Origin of the sequence: Buttiauxella sp. JUb87, assembly GCF_004361975.1 — a bacterium.
GTDB lineage: Bacteria > Pseudomonadota > Gammaproteobacteria > Enterobacterales > Enterobacteriaceae > Buttiauxella > Buttiauxella ferragutiae.
In genome coordinates this window covers 657,418-677,141 of record NZ_SNVY01000002.1, presented here as the reverse complement: position 1 = coordinate 677,141, position 19,724 = coordinate 657,418, and the positions used below count along the sequence as shown (strand labels likewise).

16 protein-coding genes are annotated in these 19,724 nt (G+C 51.1%); 11 read left to right on the top strand and 5 right to left on the bottom strand.

Features of this window, described 5'->3' with window-relative positions; translation table 11 throughout:
* The first annotated feature begins 9 nt into the window (after window positions 1–9).
* The 4 genes from EC843_RS11320 (at window position 10) to EC843_RS11305 (ending at window position 5,169) form a co-directional block, all read left to right on the top strand.
* A complete protein-coding gene (locus tag EC843_RS11320; protein WP_133522265.1) occupies window positions 10–1,590 on the top strand; it encodes an alpha-glucosidase in 1,581 nt (526 codons plus the stop codon).
* Window positions 1,577–2,635, top strand: coding sequence for a glycoside hydrolase family 130 protein (locus EC843_RS11315; RefSeq protein ID WP_064543264.1), 1,059 nt, complete (start codon window positions 1,577–1,579; stop codon window positions 2,633–2,635). Before EC843_RS11320 ends, EC843_RS11315 begins: the two co-directional genes overlap by 14 nt.
* Complete coding sequence (locus EC843_RS11310; RefSeq protein WP_133522264.1) at window positions 2,636–3,574, top strand: DUF1861 family protein; 939 nt, start codon at window positions 2,636–2,638, stop codon at window positions 3,572–3,574.
* Between the two features lie 200 nt (window positions 3,575–3,774).
* Window positions 3,775–5,169 (top strand): carbohydrate porin, encoded by a 1,395-nt coding sequence (locus EC843_RS11305; protein ID WP_121814845.1) that lies wholly within the window; start codon window positions 3,775–3,777, stop codon window positions 5,167–5,169.
* 461 nt (window positions 5,170–5,630) lie between these two features.
* Here EC843_RS11305 and lsrK read toward each other — a convergent pair whose 3' ends face one another.
* Both lsrK and lsrR read right to left on the bottom strand, forming a co-directional pair.
* On the bottom strand, window positions 5,631–7,223 hold the full coding sequence (lsrK, locus tag EC843_RS11300) for an autoinducer-2 kinase (protein ID WP_133522263.1): 1,593 nt from the start codon (window positions 7,221–7,223) through the stop codon (window positions 5,631–5,633).
* Window positions 7,224–7,263: 40 nt separating this feature from the next.
* A complete protein-coding gene (lsrR, locus tag EC843_RS11295; protein WP_064543273.1) occupies window positions 7,264–8,235 on the bottom strand; it encodes a transcriptional regulator LsrR in 972 nt (323 codons plus the stop codon).
* 231 nt (window positions 8,236–8,466) lie between these two features.
* On the opposite strand from lsrR, the gene lsrA reads away from it, so the two are divergent.
* The 6 genes from lsrA to lsrG are packed head-to-tail and all read left to right on the top strand — an operon-like array spanning window position 8,467 to window position 14,197.
* Window positions 8,467–9,948: an autoinducer 2 ABC transporter ATP-binding protein LsrA gene (gene lsrA / locus EC843_RS11290; protein ID WP_162303071.1), complete on the top strand. Its 1,482-nt coding sequence runs from the start codon at window positions 8,467–8,469 to the stop codon at window positions 9,946–9,948.
* Window positions 9,945–10,976, top strand: a complete 1,032-nt coding sequence (gene lsrC / locus EC843_RS11285; protein ID WP_064543277.1) for an autoinducer 2 ABC transporter permease LsrC — start codon at window positions 9,945–9,947, stop codon at window positions 10,974–10,976. Before lsrA ends, lsrC begins: the two co-directional genes overlap by 4 nt.
* Entirely contained in the window at window positions 10,977–11,981 is a 1,005-nt protein-coding gene (gene lsrD, locus EC843_RS11280; RefSeq protein ID WP_133522262.1) for an autoinducer 2 ABC transporter permease LsrD, read from the top strand.
* Between the two features lie 2 nt (window positions 11,982–11,983).
* Window positions 11,984–13,003 (top strand): autoinducer 2 ABC transporter substrate-binding protein LsrB, encoded by a 1,020-nt coding sequence (gene lsrB, locus EC843_RS11275; RefSeq protein WP_064543281.1) that lies wholly within the window; start codon window positions 11,984–11,986, stop codon window positions 13,001–13,003.
* Window positions 13,004–13,013: 10 nt separating this feature from the next.
* Window positions 13,014–13,904 (top strand): 3-hydroxy-5-phosphonooxypentane-2,4-dione thiolase, encoded by an 891-nt coding sequence (lsrF, locus tag EC843_RS11270; RefSeq protein ID WP_064543283.1) that lies wholly within the window; start codon window positions 13,014–13,016, stop codon window positions 13,902–13,904.
* Window positions 13,901–14,197, top strand: coding sequence for a (4S)-4-hydroxy-5-phosphonooxypentane-2,3-dione isomerase (gene lsrG / locus EC843_RS11265; protein WP_064543284.1), 297 nt, complete (start codon window positions 13,901–13,903; stop codon window positions 14,195–14,197). The genes lsrF and lsrG overlap by 4 nt, the downstream gene beginning before the upstream one ends.
* 46 nt (window positions 14,198–14,243) lie before the next feature.
* Here the strand turns inward: lsrG and EC843_RS11260 are convergent, their stop codons facing one another.
* Both EC843_RS11260 and ygjG read right to left on the bottom strand, forming a co-directional pair.
* Window positions 14,244–15,224, bottom strand: a complete 981-nt coding sequence (locus EC843_RS11260; RefSeq protein WP_133522261.1) for a hypothetical protein — start codon at window positions 15,222–15,224, stop codon at window positions 14,244–14,246.
* A 97-nt stretch (window positions 15,225–15,321) separates the two neighbouring features.
* A complete protein-coding gene (gene ygjG, locus EC843_RS11255; RefSeq protein WP_208111317.1) occupies window positions 15,322–16,719 on the bottom strand; it encodes a putrescine aminotransferase in 1,398 nt (465 codons plus the stop codon).
* A 455-nt stretch (window positions 16,720–17,174) separates the two neighbouring features.
* Between ygjG and EC843_RS11250 the strand changes: the two genes are divergently transcribed.
* The gene (locus tag EC843_RS11250) at window positions 17,175–18,068 is read left to right on the top strand and encodes a diguanylate cyclase (protein WP_232886431.1); all 894 of its coding nucleotides are present in this window, start codon (window positions 17,175–17,177) and stop codon (window positions 18,066–18,068) included.
* Between the two features lie 43 nt (window positions 18,069–18,111).
* On the opposite strand, the gene proP is transcribed toward EC843_RS11250, so the two are convergent.
* Complete coding sequence (proP, locus tag EC843_RS11245; RefSeq protein ID WP_064543287.1) at window positions 18,112–19,617, bottom strand: glycine betaine/L-proline transporter ProP; 1,506 nt, start codon at window positions 19,615–19,617, stop codon at window positions 18,112–18,114.
* Window positions 19,618–19,724 lie beyond the last annotated feature (107 nt).

The following is a 19,724-nucleotide window of genomic DNA, read 5'->3' as shown; positions in this document are numbered from 1 at the left end:
GATCTGGAGATGGATAATTCCCATTGGTGGAATGAGACAGTTTTTTATCAAGTCTATTTACCGTCATTTCGTGACGGTAATAATGATGGATTAGGTGATTTTTACGGCTTACTGGAAAAAATAGACTACCTCGCAAGCCTTGGCGTGAAAGGACTGTGGATAACGCCTTTTTACCCTTCGCCACTGGTCGATAACGGCTACGACATCAGCGATTACTGCGCTGTAGACCCGCGTTTTGGTGATATGGCGGCGTTCAGCGCCGTACTGCAAGCGTGCCATCAACGGGGCATGAAAGTGATTATTGATGTGGTGATTAACCATGTCTCGTCTTTGCATCCGTGGTTTCAGGATGCCTGGAACAATCCTGCCAGCCCGTGGCGTGATTTCTTTCTGTTTAGTGACGCCCCCAATAATTGGCAATCATTCTTTTCTGGCCCGGCATGGAGCAAAGAGCCGGATACCGGCCAGTATTACTTCCATAAATTTTCCCCGCAGCAGGTGGATCTCAACTGGCGCAATCCGCGCGTCGAGCAGGAAATTTTGCAGATGCTCGATTTCTGGATAGTGCAGGGCGTTGATGGCTTCCGTTTTGATGTGATCAATTTCCTCACCACCGACGGCATCACGGCGGATAACCCGCAAAGCGAAGGTGAGCAGCAGCACCTCAACGATATTAATCAGCCTGGTTTATGCGCGGTACTGGCGCGCTTATGTCGCCATGTCCGTCAACAAGGCGACTACTTTCTGGTGGGTGAAGTGGGCAGCGAAGACCTTGATGTGCTGCAACGTTATCAGCGCCCCGAATTGTTGGATGTGGTGTTTAACTTTAATCTCGGCAGCCAGAAAACCTTTTCCGCCACCGCGATTTATCAGCAACTGACGGCGATGGAAAAACAGTTAACGGGTGTCCCGACGCTGTTTTTCTCAAGCCACGATATGCCGCGAATGATCAGCCGGTTTGGTGAGTCAGAGCGAGATACTGCACGCGCCATTGCTGTGATGGCGCTGCAAATCACCGCCCGTGGCGTGCCGTTTATTTTCCAGGGCGAAGAGAATGGTATGACCGATTATGTGCCTGAATCTCTGGAACAAATTTATGACATTCAGGGGCGCACGCATTACCACTCCGCGCTGGCCGACGGACTACCTCCAGGCCTGGCATTAGTGCAGGCGATTCAACATTCGCGCGATGGTTCGCGTTCTCCATGTCAGTGGCGGAATACGCCGCACGCCGGGTTTTCATCATGCCCGCCATGGATACCCGTTAACGCTAATTATCCCGAGGTGAATGCGCGGGCGATGCAGGACGACCCAGATTCTATCTTTCATGCTTATCAAAAGCTTATCTTGCTGCGTAATCAGTCACCGGCATTGCAGCATGGCGAATATCAGTTTCTGGAATGCATTCAACAATGCCTGTGGTTTGCCCGCCGCTTTGGTGACGAAACGGTGATGGTGGCGATTAATTTTGGCATGGAAATCAGCAACCCCGGCCGGGAAATCGCCGGGGAACTGTTGTATGGCGAAGATGCGCCAGTGCTCGGAAAAAATCATATTGTTATTAAGAGGACAGTTCATGGAAAGGAATAGCAAAAACCCGTTGATCACACCGGCAGATATCAAGCCATCGCACCCGTCAATGAAAGTAGAGTGTGTTTTCAACGCTGGAGTCACTGAATTCAATGGCGAAATTATTCTTCTACTGCGTGTAGCCGAGAGCGTAATTAGTGATTCGCCGCAGACAATCCATGTGCCTTTACTGGAACAGCAGGGCGATAAATGGGTTTGTACGACACGCATCTTTGACCGTAATGATCCACGTTTTGACTACAGTGACCCGCGCACTATCGTGAATATCGATCAGCCGGACGAAGTCTATTTAACCTCGATGTCCCATCTGCGGTTAGCACGTAGCCGTAATGGCATTGAATTCGTTATTGATAGTGAGCCGTTTATCTTCCCGGATAATCAATATGAGCAGTTTGGCTGCGAAGATCCGCGCATCACTGAAATCGACGGTGTCTGGTATATCAACTATTCGGCGGTGTCGTGTTACGGCATCTCGACCGCATTAGCGGTGACGCGTGACTTCCGGACTGTTGAAAAGCAGAGCGTCATTTTCTGCCCGGACAACCGTGATGTTTGCTTCTTCCCTGAGAAAATTCACGGCAAGTTTTATGCCTTAACCCGCCCGGCACCGAAACACTTTGGTAAGCCGGAAATCTGGTTAAGTGAATCACCGGATCTTCTGCATTGGGGTAATCATCGGCATTTACTGGGTGCTTCCGGGGATATTTGGGATGCCCGTAAATCGGGTGGTGGTGCCCCATTACTGAAAACAGATCGCGGCTGGCTGGCGATTTATCACGGTGTTGATGCCAGCCAACGTTATTGCCTCGGCGCGCTGCTGCTTGATCTTAACGACCCGACGAAGATCCTCGCAAAATCACCGGTTCCGTTGCTGCAACCTGAGGCAATTTATGAGCGCGAAGGGTTCTTCGGCAATGTGGTGTTTACTTGCGGCGCGCTGATTAAGCACGACACGCTGCACGTCTGGTATGGCGCGGCGGATGAATGTATGGCGCTGGCAACGCTGCCATTGACTGAACTCTGGCAACATTTACGGCTGGCATGAATGAAGAAAAATCCCACTGTTAACGCGCTGCTGGCGGCTTATCGCCAGCGCCGTCCCTACCGTCTTGCGTGTCATAAAATAGAGTTCCATGGCGTGGTGGGGTTTGATGTTTACAACCCGACGAAGCCGTTCCGATACCAACAACAATGGATAATGGCGGCGCGTGTTGAAGCTCGCGAAAGTGAGTTGTCACAGGTGCGTTTTTTCCGTCTGGAAAATTTTAAATCGGCTTATTTACTGGAAGATGCGCCAGTTTTTGATTTGCAGGATCCGTTTATTTGCCAGGTCGGCGGAGAGATGGTTTTCGGTGGTGTTGAAGTGGCTTTCACATCACCTGGCGATCGGACCCTGATCTGGAAAACGCGTTTTTGGCGCGGCAAAGATCTCGCTTCGTTGCGTCATTTTGCCGATGGTCCGCCGGGCATGAAAGACATTCGGCTGGTTGATTTAGAAGATGGGCGCATTCTGCTGTTTACCCGTCCTCAAGGTGCGTTGGGTGGGCGCGGCAAAATTGGCTGGAAAATTATCCACACGCTTGAAGAGCTTACACCGGAGGTTATTGAACAGGCGCAATTGCTGGAACATGTTGATGCGTTGTCGTGGTGCGGAGTGAACGAAGCGTGGCTCAGTGCACCAAACTGCGTTGAGGTACTGGCGCATGTTGCCTGTTTCGATGAGCAAGGGAATCGCCATTACTACGCCGCAGCTTTTAATTTTGATGTGTCTCAGCGGCAAAGTTCGCCAATCAGAATTATGGCTGAACGGAATGATTTTCTGGCCGGAGAGGCAAAACGTAGAGATTTAAGTGATGTGATATTTCCTGGGGGATTACTACTAAAAAATGATAATACAGTGTTGTTATTTTGTGGCACCAGTGATTGTGAAGTACAGGTGTTACTAATAGCTAAAAATCTTTATGGGATTTACCTCGCAAATTAACCATTGGTTGCCCCTTAATAAATAATAAGATGATAAAAAGAAATTGATTTAATTCACAACAGCAAAGCATTTAGTTTATCAATATAAATACGAATTGCATTCATGGTAATTATTCTGTGTTGTTTGCATTACGTAATAAGTCACACCCAATTAATTGTTCTCATAAATGTTTCATGAACTATATAAGGATATAGGTGATTATGAAAAGAAAAGCTTTGGCTTTATTTATCGGCCTGACGATTTCTACTGGTGCATTAGCAGCGAATAAATCAACGAGTAGCGATTTGGAACAACGTCTGAATCAATTAGAGCAACGTCTAATCGCTGCAGAACAGCGTGCTGCCACTGCGGAAGCCGAAATCCAACAGATTAAAACCACCCCTAAACCCGCTCAGACTACGGCACCGGTTCAAGTGGTGAGCGAACAATCTGTTAATGATAAAGCTGATAACCAATCACCGAAATTATCTTTAACCGGATATGGCGATTTAAAAATTTATGGCGACGTTGAATTTAATATGGATGCCGCCAGTCGCAGTAATGGCCTGACATCTGTACGCCGTAGTGCCAATACTAATTGGGCTGATGGCAATAACGAACGTTGGGATATTAATGGTCGTTTATTATTGGGCTTTGATGGTTATCGCCGCATGGAAAATGGCCAATTTGCCGGTTTCTCAGCACAGCCGTTAGCGGATTTAACCGGTGATATGAATCTTGATGATGCGGTATTTTTCTTTGGGCAAGAGAACGACTGGAAAATAAAAGTCGGGCGCTTCGAAGCCTACGATATGTTCCCGCTGAATCAGGATACTTTTGTTGAGTATTCCGGTAATACCGCCAACGACTTGTACGGCGATGGCTTTGGCTACATCTATATGATGAAAGAAGGGCGCGGGCGTAGTGATTCCGGTGGTAGCTTCCTGATGAGTAAAACCATCGACAACTGGTATTTCGAATTCAATACCCTGCTGGAAGATGGCACTTCGCTGTATCAAGACAAGTCTTATCATGGCAATGAACTGACCAAAGACAAAAATGTTGCTTATCTGCGTCCGGTGATTTCCTGGTCGCAAGATGAATTCTCAGTTGCTGCTGCGATGGAAGCGCAGGTGGTGGATAACGCATACGGTTACAAAGATGCCAATGGCCAAATGGTGGATCAATCGAGCCGCACCGGTTATGGCTTAACCATGACGTGGAACGGACTGAAAAGCGACCCGGATAACGGCATCGTTGCCAACTTCAATACTGCCTACCTTGACGCCGCCGATGAAACTGACTTCACTGCGGGTGTCAACGCACTGTGGCAGCGTTTCGAGCTAGGTTATATCTATGCCCACAACGACATTGATAAGTTTGATGTCAACTCGGCGATGGATACCTGTGAAGACGACTGCTGGATAACCAATGCGGGGACTTACGATATTCACACCATCCATACTTCGTATCAATTCCCGAACGTGATGGGCATGAAGAACTTTAATATTTATCTCGGGACTTATGTGTCGTGGGTTAGCGCTGATAATGACGGCAGCGATAGCGACGACAATACCCGCTATGGCGGGCGTGTGAGATTTAAATATTATTTCTAATGTGAGTTAGCTTGCCCTCACCCTCTCCCCCAGGAGCTGTCTCTTAGTCACATCTTTGAAGGACGGTTCCTGCTGATTGGGAGAAGGTTTCGTTCACCGGGCGATTTAAGCCGGACCCGAAAGTCAAAGTCAAAAGCCAGAGCGGTTTTGACCTTGTCCCCGGCTTCAATCGCGCCGTTTTTTACCCTTCAGTCGGGGTCACGTGGCCGGGAGCCACGTGAGAGAGCGATCGTCGGGAACGAATCGCGAACGACCTCGAATGTTGGGTGAAAAACGGTGTTTACCGCTTTAGCGGCGATTGATTTGCCGGGCGCCTGGATTATCAAGGGGTTGGCGTTAACCCCTTGATACGTTCACCGTTTTCGGGAATTAAAGAGATAGCTGAACGCACGGGTGAACGGAAAATCAGCGAGGCTTGCAGATCTGACCCTGACAAGATTGCCAGAGCAAGTTGTGAGCCCTCAGGGAGAGGGCCGGGGTGAGGGTGGCATCACCAGGCCAGGAGCCTGCCACATCGACGTCGTCAAACCACTATCAACCAGCGTTAACTGGTCGGCATAAACCTTCATCCATTTGCGTTTCATCTCGTCATACAACCCGCGATGCGCCTGATTAGGTGTAAATTCACGCTGCCATTGCACCAGGCGCTCGCCTGCATCAGCCATATTGTTAAACAACCCGACACCGACGCCTGCGGCTATTGCACAACCCAATGCTGTCGCTTCTTTGACAACCGGAACACGCACCGGTAGGCCCGTCACATCACTTAAAATCTGGCTCCACAACGCGCCTTTTGAGCCGCCACCGGCAAACACCAGCGACTCAAACTGAATGCCCGAAAACCCGGAAATTTGCTCAAGATTGCAGGCCGACACGATCGCTGCATTCTCTTCCAGTGCTCTGAATAATGTCGCTTTGTTGCACTTTTCGGGGTCGATGGAGAGGTTAATAAACGACGGCGCTGCGTGATACCACTGCTTGAAGTGCATCGCGTCGGAGAAAATCGGCATCACACCGTGCGACCCCGCCGGAACACGCGCTGCCATCTCCTCGAGCAAAGCGTAAGTATCCACGCCAAGCCTTTCGGCCAGCAGTTTTTCTTCCGCGCAGAAGGCATCCCGGAACCAGCGCATCGTCAGGCCGGTAAAAAAGCTGATGGATTCGGCCTGTACCATATTGGCGATAACATGTGGATTGATACGAATGTTCATATCCGGATCGGTTTTGATCGCTGGCAGATTCACTACCTGTTGCCAGAAGGTGCCACCCAGCACTGCCGCTTGCCCGGCGCGCACCACGCCAAGCCCGAGGCAACCCAGTTGCACATCGCCGCCGCCCATCACCACGGGGGTTCCAGCCAGCAAACCACTCTGCTGTGCGGCTTGCTGGGTCACGGCTCCCAGCACGCTGCCGGTTTCTTTTACCGGAGAGAGAATATCCGCGCGCAGCCCCGCCATATCCAGCAATGCGGGCTGCCAGTCGCGGGTGGCTAAATCCAGCATACCGGTAGTTCCTGCGTTGGAAGGGTCAACCGCCAGCTCACCGCTGAGTTTGGCCGCCAGCCAGTCGCTGATCATCGTCACGGTCGCCGCCTGGCGATAAATATCCGGGCGATGATGTGCAAGCCACAGCAGACGCGGCATGGCGCTTAACGCCAGCGTCTGACCGGAAACGTGGTAAACCTCGGATTCAAACTGATAGTCGTGGATCTCCTTTAGCTCGGAGACTTCACGGCTGGCACGGGCATCAACGTTGGCACAGGCCCAGATAGGTGTGCCATTTTTATCGTAAAGCACGATCCCTTCACGCATCGAACAGCAGGAAATTGCGCTGATAGCACCAGGGGGAAGGTGGGCTTTTTGCAGTGCATCACGGATGCACTGGCAGGCGAGCTGCCAGTTGGTGATGAGGTCAAACTCCATCGAGCCGGGGACATCGGCCACGCTCAGGTGTTTCCATTCGGCCTGGCCGACGGCAATCTGGTGGCCTGAAGTATCGAAGATCACGGCGCGGATGCTGCCCGTTCCGGCGTCCAGTGCAAGTAAATAACTCATCGCCATTCCTCTTATGAGCGCGGCTGGCGACGAATCAGGTTTAATCCGCCAACGCCAGTACCGCCCGCGCAGTCTCTTCTTCCGTCACCAGGCCATTGATATGCTGGCCTAGCAGTGCGGCATAAATCGCGTCCGCTTTGTCTGTCCCGCCCGCAACACCCACAATCGTCGGGAGATGCGCCAGGTCATCAAGCGTCACGCCAAGTAGTTCGCGGTGAATTTCCAGTCCTTCCACCCGTTCGCCATCCGCTTGCAGGAAATAGCCAAGAATATCGCCCACCGCGCCTTTGCGGGCGTACATCAGTTGTTCGCCTTCGCTGATATAACCGGAGCGCAAAATGGTGGCATCGCGCTTTTGATTAATCGCCCCAATCCCGACCACCGCGACATCGGCGGCGGTAGCCGCAAGAATCACATCGCGCACGCTGGATTCCATGCGCAAAATCTCGGCCACTTGTGGCGATGATACCCGCAGCGGTGCCGGGATCATGCTGACACTGCAAGCCGCATCTAACTGGCCGATGCCGGTCATATAAGGCCCGACACCGCCGGAAAGCGTCACCAGGCGAATCTGCTGCGAGCTGATAAAGCCGCTCAAATGTTGCAGGCAGTTCATGGTCGCTTCGCCAAATCCCACCGCCAGTAATTGCCCTGGCTCCAGAATGCCCATCAGCGATTGTGCCGCGCCAATCCCCAAGCGGGTGTTCATCGGCGGCGTGTTATGCGCCGGAAGCACTCGGGCGATTTTGAGACCGAAACGCTGCTGCAACTGAGTTTCCAGCGCCAGGCACCCTTCAAAACGCGAGTTAATCTGCACGCGAATCACGCCAGATTGACGGCCTTTTTCCAAGAGTCGTGAAATCTTTAACCGCGGTAAGCCGAGGCGCTCGCCAATGTCGTTCTGCGTCAGCCCGTCGTGGTAGTAAGACCAGGCTACACGCGCCAACAACTCCTCTTCTGCCATCGGCAAGGCGGCTAGTTTGCCTTCTTCTGCTGTTCGTTTATCGCTCATATTTGAACTCTTCTTAAAATTTAGATCATATGTTCGAAGATGCGGGGCAAGAAAATGTGAAGCACACGGCAAAAAGATCATTTTCTGATACCAGGGGTTTAGCCGATCTATTTAAAAATTTTGTGATCCCAGTCCGGTTGTAAAGATAACCCTGCGTCTACGCTTTTGAACATTATTAATTCAATTTCTCTTTTGTTCAATTGTGGAGTGCCGATGCCCAACACCACCGCAATGCTGGAAGCTCATCACATCAGCAAACAATTTTCAGGCGTCAGCGTTCTGAAAGCGATTGATTTTGCTCTGTATGCCGGGCAGGTCCACGCATTGCTGGGCGGGAATGGTGCCGGTAAGTCGACGCTGATGAAGATTTTCGCCGGGGTCGAAACCGCGGATAGCGGTGAACTGAAGGTGCACGGTAAAGCATTTGGGCGGCTTAAACCGGGTCAAGCGCATGAGCTGGGTATTTACCTGGTGCCGCAGGAACCGATGTTGTTCCCCAATTTGACGGTACGTGAAAACATTCTTTTTCGTCTGCCGCGGCAAAGTGACATTGAAAAACGGCTGCAAGAGAAAATGCGCCAGCTTGAGTGCCAGATCCCGCTCGGTGCCACTGCCAGCACGTTAGAAGTGGCCGATCAACAGATGGTTGAGATCCTGCGCGGTTTAATGCGCGAGGCGAAGATCTTGATCCTTGATGAACCGACCGCCTCTCTCACACCAGGTGAAACCGAACGCTTGTTCCGCCAGATCCGCGCGCTACAAAACCTCGGCGTCGGCATTGTTTTTATCTCGCACAAATTGCCGGAGATCCGCCAGATCGCCAGCCATATCTCGGTGATGCGCGACGGCGCGGTGGTGCTACAGGGCGAAACCGCACAACTGCTGGATGAGCAGTTAATCAATGCCATGACGCCACTCGACCGCAAGCATACGCTGAGCGATACGCAAAAACTGTGGCTGGCGCTGCCGGGAAACCGCCGCACGCAGCCGCAGGATTTTCCGGTATTGCGCGTTGAAGAACTCACCGGAGAAGGTTTTATCGATCTCAGTTTTGAGCTGTACGCCGGTGAGATCGTCGGCCTTGCCGGGCTGGTCGGATCCGGGCGCACCGAGTTAGCTGAAACGTTATATGGCCTGCGCCCGGTGCGTGGAGGCCGGATCTATCTGGAGAACCGGGAAATTAGCGGCGATCGGACGAAATCACGCCTCGATCGTGGGCTGATTTATCTGCCGGAAGATCGGCAAGTTTCCGGTCTTTTTCTGGATGCGCCGATTCGCTGGAACACCGTCGCGCTCAATGAGGCGAGTGTCTGGCAGCAAAGCAAGCGGGAAGCAGCGGTAGTGGAACGCTACCACCGGGCGCTGGGCATAAAACTCAATAATGCCGAGCAAACTGTGCGCACGTTGTCCGGCGGTAATCAGCAGAAAGTCCTGCTGGCGCGCTGCCTGGAAGCCAACCCGTTATTGCTGATCATCGACGAGCCGACGCGCGGCGTGGATGTAGCAGCGCGGGCGGATATTTATCAACTGATCAAAAGTGTCGCGGCGCAAAACGTCGCGGTGCTGATGATCTCATCCGATCTTGACGAGTTCAGTGGGCTTGCGGATCGCGTACTGGTGATGCATCAGGGCGCGATGAACGGCGAATTACGCAAACCTTCGATCACGGTCGAAAGCATGATGAGCATGGCGTTTGGCGGAGGTAAAGCATGAAGAAATTGCTCCGTAACCGCGAATTGAGCGCACTGCTGGCGATCGTCGCCCTGTTTGCCGTGCTGGTGGCGCTGAATCACAGCTATTTCAGCCTGCAAACGTTAAGCATGATCTTCACCAGTGCGCAGATCCTGATCCTGTTGGCGGTGGGCGCGACGATGGTGATGCTAACGCGCAACATCGACGTTTCGGTGGGATCAACCGTCGGCTTGTGCGCCATCGCGGTAGGGGTTGCGCTTAACAGCGGTTACGGCCTGCCAGCGGCGATGCTGTTTGCATTGCTGATTGGCGCAATTGCAGGGTTTTTTAACGGGGTGCTGGTGGTGTGGCTGCGCATTCCGGCGATTGTCGCCACGCTGGGCACGCTCGGGCTTTATCGTGGTGGCATGCTGCTGTGGACCGGCGGAAAATGGATTGAAGGGCTGCCTGCCAGCCTAAAAGCGCTCTCCGAGCCGGTTGCTATTGGGGTTTCACCGCTTGGGTTTTTGGTACTGATTGTGGTGGCTATTGCCGCCTGGATGTTAGCGCGTACCGCCTTTGGTCGCGATTTCTACGCGGTGGGTGATAACCTCGCCGCTGCGCGCCAGTTGGGTGTTGCGGTCAATCGCACCCGTCTGCTGGCGTTCACGTTTAACGGCATGCTGGCGGCCATCGCCGGGATTATCTTCGCTTCACAGATTGGCTTTGTACCGAACCAAACCGGTAGCGGGCTGGAGATGAAAGCTATCGCCGCCTGTGTGCTGGGCGGCATTTCATTGCTCGGCGGCACCGGAACCGTGATTGGCGCATTCCTCGGCGCGTTCTTCCTGACTCAAATCGACACCGTCTTAGTGCTGTTCAAACTGCCGGCCTGGTGGAATGACTTTATCGCCGGACTGGTTTTGCTCGGCGTTTTAGTGCTCGACGGGCGCTTGCGACAGGCGCTGGCTCGCCACCAACGGGCGCAGAAATACAGCCGTTTTGTACCGCCATTGCCCGGAGCTAAAAACGTGCGGCAATTTCCCCGTAAGAAAAAGGATGTGGCGTAAATGAACAAGCTGAAACTTAACTGGGAAGTGGCGCTGTTACTGATTCTGGTGGCGGAGATTTTACTGTTTGGGGCCATCAACCCGCGCATGCTCGACGTGAATATGCTGCTGTTTAGCACCAGCGATTTTATCTGCATCGGGATTGTCGCACTGCCGTTGACGCTGGTGATTATCAGCGGTGGCATTGATATTTCGCTCGGTTCCACCATTGGCTTATGCGCGATTGCGCTGGGCGTGATGCTGCAGGCGGGAATGCCGATTTCTCTGGCGGTGATCCTTACGCTCGCCGTCGGCCTGCTATGCGGGGTGTTCAACGCGGCACTGATTCACTACACCGGAATCAGCCCGTTGGTGATTACGCTGGGCACACTGTATCTGTTTGGCGGTGCGGCGCTGCTGCTTTCGGGGATGGCGGGGGCGACAGGTTACGAAGGCATTGGCGGCTTCCCGGATACCTTCACCAACTTCGCCAATCTGACGCTGTTTGGCTTGCCGATCCCGCTGGTGATGTTCGCTGTCATCACGTTGCTGTTCTGGCTGCTGACCCACCGCGCACGCTTTGGCCGCCATATTTTTCTTATCGGACAAAACCCGCGTGCGGCGCGCTATGCCGCGCTGCCAGTCAACGGTTCGCTGTACGGCGTTTATGGCATGGTTGGGCTGGCGTCGGCGATTGCCGCCATTGTGCTGGTTTCCTACTTCGGTTCGGCGCGTTCCGATTTAGGCCGCGATTTACTGATGCCTGCGCTTACGGCGGCGGTGCTGGGTGGCGCGAATATTTATGGCGGTTCCGGTTCCATTCTTGGCACCGCGCTCGCCGCGCTGTTAGTGGGATATTTACAACAAGGTTTACAGATGGCTGGCGTGCCTAATCAGGTATCGAGTGCGTTGTCCGGTGCGTTGTTGATTGTGGTAGTCATTGGTCGGTCGGTGAGTTTGCACCGCGATTATCTACAGACGACATGGCGTCGTTTGCGCGGTCACAAAAAACTAACGGGGGTTTGAAGATGAAGCAGACAACAAAACGCGTGCTACAGCTCAGTGCATGGGCTTTGGCCTTTGGTGTGGTGAGCGCGCAAGCCGCCGACAGGATTGCCTTTATCCCAAAATTAGTGGGTGTCGGCTTCTTTACCAGCGGCGGTAATGGCGCGATGCAGGCGGGTAAAGACCTCGGTGTACCGGTGACCTACGATGGCCCCACTGAACCGAGTGTCTCCGGCCAGGTGCAGCTGATTAACAACTTCGTTAACCAGGGTTACAACGCGATTATTGTCTCGGCAGTTTCGCCAGACGGCCTGTGTCCGGCGCTGAAACGTGCGATGCAGCGTGGAGTGAAAGTGCTGACCTGGGATTCTGATACCAAACCCGAGTGCCGCAGTATTTATATCAACCAGGGCACCCCGCAACAGCTCGGCGGCATGCTGGTGGATATGGCCGCGAAACAGGTGACTAAACCGGCCGCCAAAGTTGCCTTCTTCTACTCCAGCCCCACCGTGACGGATCAAAACCAATGGGTGAAAGAGGCGAAGGCGAAAATTGCTAAAGATCATCCAAAGTGGGAGATCGTCACCACCCAGTTTGGCTATAACGACGCGACTAAATCGCTGCAAACCGCTGAAGGGATCTTAAAAGCGTATCCGGATCTGGATGCGATCATCGCCCCTGATGCCAACGCGTTACCTGCCGCAGCCCAAGCAGCTGAAAACCTGAAACGCACCAATGTCGCGATTGTTGGCTTCAGTACGCCAAACGTCATGCGCCCGTACGTTGAGCGCGGCACGGTGAAAGCCTTTGGCCTGTGGGACGTGGTACAGCAGGGCGAAATTGCGGTCAACGTCGCCAATACGCTGCTGAAAAAAGGCGATCTGAACGTCGGCGATACTGTTGATGTGGCGAAAATTGGCAGCCTGAAAGTCGAGCCAAATAGCGTGCAGGGCTACCAGTATGAAGCGAAAGGTAACGGCATTGTGCTGCTACCTGAACGTGTGGTGTTCACCAAAGACAACATCGGCAAATACGACTTCTGAGGGAGGAAAAATGGCAGATCTTGACGATATCAAAGAGGGAAAAGATTACGGCATTGGCCGCCCGCAGGAGAATAAAGCGTTTTACCTGAAGGGCAGTGGGGCGCTGGATTGGGGCATGCAGTCGCGGCTGGCGCGGATTTTTAACCCCGACAGCGGGCGCACCGTGATGCTGGCCTTCGACCACGGCTATTTCCAGGGGCCGACCACCGGCCTTGAGCGCATTGATTTGTCTATTGCGCCGCTGTTTCCGGAAACCGATGTGCTGATGTGTACCCGCGGTATTCTGCGCAGCGTGGTGCCGCCAGCCACCAACAAACCGGTGGTTTTGCGGGCTTCCGGTGGTAATTCGATTTTGAGCGAGCTGTCGCGGGAAACGGTGGCGGTGACCATGGAGGATGCCTTGCGTCTCAATGCCTGCGCGGTGGCCGCACAGATTTACATCGGCAGCGAGTATGAACACCAGTCGATTAATAACATCATCAAACTGGTAGATGAAGGCACGCGCTACGGTATTCCTACGCTTGCGGTAACTGGCGTGGGCAAAGAGATGGCACGCGACGCACGTTATTTCTCGCTCGCCAGCCGAATTGCCGCAGAAATCGGTGCGCAGTTTGTGAAAACTTACTTTGTGGAAGAGGGGTTCGAGAAAGTCACCGCCAGTTGCCCGGTGCCAATTGTTATTGCTGGCGGTAAGAAACTACCGGAGCAAGAAGCGCTGGATATGTGCTTCAAAGCCATCGACCAGGGCGCATCCGGTGTGGACATGGGGCGCAATATCTTCCAGTCAGACGCACCGCTGGCGATGCTAAAAGCGGTGAAAAAGGTGGTGCATGAGAATCTTTCTGCCCGCGAAGCGTACCAATTCTGGCTGGATGAAAAACATCATGGAGGCAAAGGATGAACGTGACGTTGGTGGAAATTAACATCAAACCGGAGCGGGTTGATGAGTTTATGGATGTGTTCCGCGCCAATCACGAAGGCTCAATCAAGGAACCGGGCAATTTGCGTTTTGATGTGTTGCAAGACCCGGATGTCGCGACGCGGTTTTTTATTTATGAAGCGTATCAAAACGATGAAGCGGTGTTGGCGCACAAGCAAACACCGCATTATCTGGCCTGTGTCGATAAGCTAGACGCGATGATGTCGGAACCGCGTAAGAAAAGGAGTTTTGTTGGGTTGTTGCCTGAGGAGTGATGCCCTCACCCCAGCCCTCTCCCACGGGAGAGGGAGAAAAAACCGGCTAAGAAATATGCTGTTTCAGCGTTTCCAGCATGCCATCGGCACTGTATTTGCTGGCAATTTCTGCGGTCGCCGCTACCGGCTCAATGTGTAGAAATTGCTTAAGTTCATGCTGGTTTTTTCCATCAAAGATAAACACTCGAGATGGGTGGTAAAACTCTTGTTCTTTTATGGCACTGTTATTAGTAATTAATTTTTTATTAAAAACCAATGCTTCAACAGATCTCAACGTTAAACCCGTTTGGTCAGGTTTATTGATCTCCAGAACAAAGCGTGACTGGTTTAGTTTTTCTATATTTTCCTGATAACTCAACTTCATATTTTTGCAGTTTGCTGGATAATTGCTGTCGTGGTGATATTTATCCATTAAATAGAAGTCAGTTTTGCAATTTTCTTTCAGCAGCAACGGCGTTATTTTATTGATGAGATCCACTCTTTCCGTTTGATAACCCCCGACATAAAAACAGCTATTTCCGATGGGGTGTGGTGCGCGGTTAGCAGACTGAATTTGTTGCCAGGTAAACGGAACAAATTGCTTAATGTAAGTCAGGCCATAGGTCTTGCTGTCTTGCGGATCGAAGCTGAAAATTACATCAAAAATAGGCTTAACCGTTTCAATATAATCCTGATTTTCTGCAAGTTGTCCCAGTTTTCTACGCTTAGTCGTTAAGGCATCAACTGAGTCGCGCAGAATCAATATCTTTTTACAGTGCATGGTTTGCACATAATCGAGGAAGGGGAAAACACTGTAGCCATTACAGACGATGACGTCGCTGTTTTTAATTAAAGAAAATTTTTTTGCGCAGTGAATTTTTTTATGCAGTTTTTTTAAATATTGGCCAGGGAGTAATTTATTGATGGATTTGAAACGTCGCATGATGCGATTAACCTGATAGACAGGATTCTCTTGTGCTAAAGAATCAAGCATCATTTTTTCAAAATCATTAACCCATTCCAGAAAGAAAAAACGCATATCAACCACAACCATCCGAGTAAATTTTAGATGATTTTACAGTAATTGCGGCAAACTAAAAGAAGAGGCATAAGCGCTACACTTATGCCTCAGGAGACTTTCAGCTTCATTGTTGCTCTATTTCAACGATTTCTGGTTGCACGACTCTCAGGCTGGACAATGCTTTCCGCGCACAACTCAACACATGTTCGCACTGCTCAATCGTGATAGTCAGTGGAGGCTCAACACGAATGGTTTTCGCATTGTTGAGCGTCCCGGCGACCAGCACCTGCTGGCGGAACATAGCACTAGCAAAGTTATAGCCAATTTCGTTGTCGCTGAACTCGATGGCAATCAACAAACCTTGCCCACGCGCATCAACAACCAGCTCAGGAAACTCGCGTTTCAGAGCCAGGAAGCCATCCACCAACAATTGCCCTTTCTGTTGTGCCTGAGCGGGAAGGTTTTGCTCAAGCAGAACATGGATTGTGGCAAGCGCTGCAGCACAGGCTAACGGGTTGCCACCAAAAGTTGTGGTGTGCAGGAAAGGATTATCAAACAGCACAGAGAAAACTTCTTCTGTGGCAACGGTCGCGCCAATCGGCATTACGCCACCACCGAGTGCTTTGGCGAGGCATAAAATATCAGGCTGTACGTTTTCGTGTTCACAGGCGAACATTTTGCCGGTACGGCCCATGCCAGTTTGCACTTCATCAAGAATCAACAGTACGCCGAACTCATCGCACAGCTTACGAACCGCAGGTAAATACCCCGCTGGTGGAATAATGACGCCACCTTCACCCTGAATAGGCTCAAGGATCACGGCTGCGACATCATCACCGGTTTTACGGCATTCGTTGAATAGGGTGCGTAATGCATCGATATTGCCAAACGGTACATGCCTGAAGCCCGGAAGCAGCGGCATAAACGGTTTACGGAATGCAGCTTTTGCTGTTGCTGACAATGCCCCGAGAGATTTGCCATGGAACGCGCCACTGGCTGCGACAAAGGTAAATTTCCCGCGTGGAGATTGATAGGCTTTAGCAAGTTTAATCGCCGCTTCAACCGATTCTGTACCGCTGTTGCTAAAGAAACTGTACTTAAGTTTACCCGGTGTGAGTGTCGCAAGGGTTTTGGCTAACATCGCCCGTAAGGGGTCGAGCAGCTCCTGACTGTGCAGGGGTTGTTTTTCGAGCTGATGCTGTACGGCGGATACCACTGTTGGATTACGGTGCCCCACGTTAAAAATGCCGAACCCACCCAGACAATCTAAATATTCCTTACCCTGGGTGTCGACAAGCGTATTTAAGCTGCTTGCTTGCCACTCTACGGCTCCGTAATCCCCGCCGGCGGTCACTGATTTGCGATACTCAAGAAAACCCGGATTCACATGCTGTTGGAAGTTATCAATAACTTCGCGATTTAACGCCTTCATCTCCTCATGACTCAGCGACTTCTTTTCAATGATGTTGAGGGCGTGCGCTGTACAGGCAAGAGCCGAAGCGCTGGTAGGTAACCTGTTCAAAATGTGCTCCTGGGGATGACGTATCACGCGATACACGAAATAAGTATTGCAGGGAATACGCCACTTCGCTTTCCCTAAACAAAATCAGGATAAACGATCTGAGTGAATGCAAACTGCGTAATAAATAAGCACACGGGATGAGTTTTTTTGGTTGAAAATTCCATAATGGCGGGACTTTGGTCTGCGTTATCTGGTTGTAGTGCACCATTGCCGTGCATCGTGCTACTTAAAGGTGCATCGCTAAGAAAAGTTAGCAGTTTTAAATTCATAAAATGAAAAGAAGTAATTTCATTTTAATTTATTTTTGCGATGAATTGCGAATAAGTAAATTATAGAATGATGCCTGCCAGTTTAATGACTCTTGAATTAATGATTCACCCAGTGAATATTTCACCGCTGAACGTTATCATTTTGTGGGGGTTATTAAATAAATGCAGTGTATAAGTGGTTTGAATATGTATATAAATGACCTTGATTATTCAATAACTGAATTAAATTTGGCGATAAATGATCATTATGATTGGGCCGGAAAATTCCTTCGTTTGAGTCTGCTGGGGGGGGAAGTTGACGGCGATATTCTCGACCCCAACTCGGCTCAGCACTGCCGCTTCAGTCGTTGGCTATCATTGCGTATGAATGGTGAAGCTTTAGATAAAGAGATGGTCATCACCATCGATAAAAATCACACCCACATGCACAATGTTGCCCGCGAATTGATGCAGTCCATTGTTCATCAATATGTGACTGATTCATTACTGATGAAGTATCAAAAAGCCCAGCAGGAATTTATTCATAACTTGGATCAATATAAGGAACATCTCTTTTCCTGGCGGAATTTGCATGATGCATTAACCGGGTTACCGCTGCGCCATTTATTATATCGGGAGTTCCCATTAGTTCGTGCGCAGTGCCAACGTATGAATCATCATTTGTATCTATTAATTATCGATATTGATCATTTTAAGTCGATAAACGATACATGGGGCCATAATGCTGGTGATGATGTATTGCGCAATGTCGCGTTGGCGCTAAAAGAGGCGACGCGCAAAGCCGAGCGAATTTATCGTTTTGGTGGTGAAGAGTTCATTATTTTACTTGATGCGAAAAACGACCGGGATGCACAGACCGCAGCGCAGCGTATACAGCAATACTTACAACAGCATAGTTTCCTTGTGGGTGACGATAAGATCACTGTCACGGCAACCGGTGGGTTGGCAAAAGTCCTGGAAACTGACACCTTGCATCAGACCATTGGCCGCGCGGATAAAGCGATGTATTACGGTAAAAACACCGGGCGCAACCGTTGCATTATGGCGATGACAGATAGCGAAATGCTGACTATCAGTTAAAAAAAACGCCGGTATTCACCCGGCGTTTTATCACAAACAGAAGTTATTCATTAATACGCGGATGCTGCTGAACCAGCAGTGTGCGTTTTTCCTGAAGCGCTTCGATTTCACGGTCCAAATCTTCGATTTTGTGCTCGATATTGTCGTGATGTTCCTGAACAATTTCACGCGCTTCCGCAATATCAGACGCCGCAGGCGTTGCCCCTTTAAGCGGCTTATTCGCGGTCTCTTTCATAGTCAGGCCGGTCACCAGGCCAATCACCGCAACCACCATCAGATAATAGGCAGGCATCATCAGGTTGTTGGTTGTTTCGACTAACCATGCGGCAACCGTTGGCGTAATACCCGCAACCAGCACTGAAATATTAAAGGCACTTGCCAGCGCACTGTAGCGAATATGGGTTGGGAACATCGCAGGCAGTGTCGATGCCATGACGCCAGTGAAGGAGTTGAGGATCACCGCCAGAATGAGCAGCCCGGCGAATATCAGACCCAGCACATTACTGTTAATCAAGACAAATGCAGGAATCGCCAGTATCAGCAATGCCACGCTACCAAAGACGATAAACGGACGGCGTCCATAACGGTCACTCAGCAGGCCAATCATCGGCTGCACAAACAGCATACCGATCATAATGGCGATGATGATCAGCACGCCATGTTCTTCAGAATAATGCAGGTTATGGGACAGGTAACTCGGCATATACGTCAGCAACATGTAATAGGTCACGTTGGTAGAAATAACGATACCGATACAGGTCAACAGACTGCGCCAGTGCTTAGTGGCAATCTCTTTGAAGGAGATTTTTGGCCCTTCCGCCAGGCCTTCTTTATCGCCTTGTTCCAGCTTTTCAATGTGCTGCTGGAACGCCGGTGTCTCTTCAAGCGCATGGCGCAGATACAGGCCGATAATCCCTAATGGCAGTGCCAGGAAGAACGGTAAACGCCAGCCCCATTCGAGGAAGTTAGCTTCGCCGACAATCGCGGTAATCAGAACCACGACACCCGCACCACAGACAAAACCGGCAATCGAACCGAAGTCCAGCCAACTGCCCATAAAGCCACGTTTACGGTCGGGCGAGTATTCCGCCACAAAGATGGATGCCCCGGTGTATTCGCCGCCCACTGAGAACCCTTGCGCCATTTTCGCAAGTAACAACAGGATTGGCGCCCAGATACCAATGGTCGCGTACGACGGGATCAGGCCAATACAGAAGGTACTCAATGACATAATGATGATAGTGATGGACAGGATCTTCTGGCGCCCGTACTTATCACCCAGCATGCCGAAGAACAGGCCGCCTAGCGGGCGAATCAGGAACGGAACAGAGAAAGTACCCAGTGCTGCAATCATCTGCACGCTTGGGCTGGCATCCGGGAAGAAAACTTTACCGAGGGCATAGGCCACAAAGCCATAAACGCCGAAATCAAACCATTCCATCGCGTTGCCCAAAGAAGCGGCAGTAATCGCTTTTTTCAGGCGGCTGTCGTCGATGATGGTGACGTCACTGACCTTGATAGGTCTGACTTTCTTTTTCCTTTTTAACATTATTTTCCTCTTTTTCCTTGCGGGAGCAAAAGCGTCTCCCAGTCTAAGTGTAGTGGGCCGATCGCAAATTGAAGGTTAAAACTCCTGCACTCAGCGTCACTATGCAA

Coding starts and splice junctions, on each gene's coding strand:
- lsrB (WP_064543281.1), top strand. CDS start 11,984: ATGAAGCAGACAACAAAACGCGTGCTACAGCTCAGTGCATGGGCTTTG.
- EC843_RS11250 (WP_232886431.1), top strand. CDS start 17,175: ATGTATATAAATGACCTTGATTATTCAATAACTGAATTAAATTTGGCG.
- EC843_RS11305 (WP_121814845.1), top strand. CDS start 3,775: ATGAAAAGAAAAGCTTTGGCTTTATTTATCGGCCTGACGATTTCTACT.
- lsrK (WP_133522263.1), bottom strand. CDS start 7,223: ATGAGTTATTTACTTGCACTGGACGCCGGAACGGGCAGCATCCGCGCC.
- lsrC (WP_064543277.1), top strand. CDS start 9,945: ATGAAGAAATTGCTCCGTAACCGCGAATTGAGCGCACTGCTGGCGATC.
- lsrF (WP_064543283.1), top strand. CDS start 13,014: ATGGCAGATCTTGACGATATCAAAGAGGGAAAAGATTACGGCATTGGC.
- proP (WP_064543287.1), bottom strand. CDS start 19,617: ATGTTAAAAAGGAAAAAGAAAGTCAGACCTATCAAGGTCAGTGACGTC.
- EC843_RS11320 (WP_133522265.1), top strand. CDS start 10: ATGGATAATTCCCATTGGTGGAATGAGACAGTTTTTTATCAAGTCTAT.
- EC843_RS11310 (WP_133522264.1), top strand. CDS start 2,636: ATGAAGAAAAATCCCACTGTTAACGCGCTGCTGGCGGCTTATCGCCAG.
- EC843_RS11315 (WP_064543264.1), top strand. CDS start 1,577: ATGGAAAGGAATAGCAAAAACCCGTTGATCACACCGGCAGATATCAAG.
- lsrA (WP_162303071.1), top strand. CDS start 8,467: ATGCTGGAAGCTCATCACATCAGCAAACAATTTTCAGGCGTCAGCGTT.
- lsrD (WP_133522262.1), top strand. CDS start 10,977: ATGAACAAGCTGAAACTTAACTGGGAAGTGGCGCTGTTACTGATTCTG.
- lsrR (WP_064543273.1), bottom strand. CDS start 8,235: ATGAGCGATAAACGAACAGCAGAAGAAGGCAAACTAGCCGCCTTGCCG.
- lsrG (WP_064543284.1), top strand. CDS start 13,901: ATGAACGTGACGTTGGTGGAAATTAACATCAAACCGGAGCGGGTTGAT.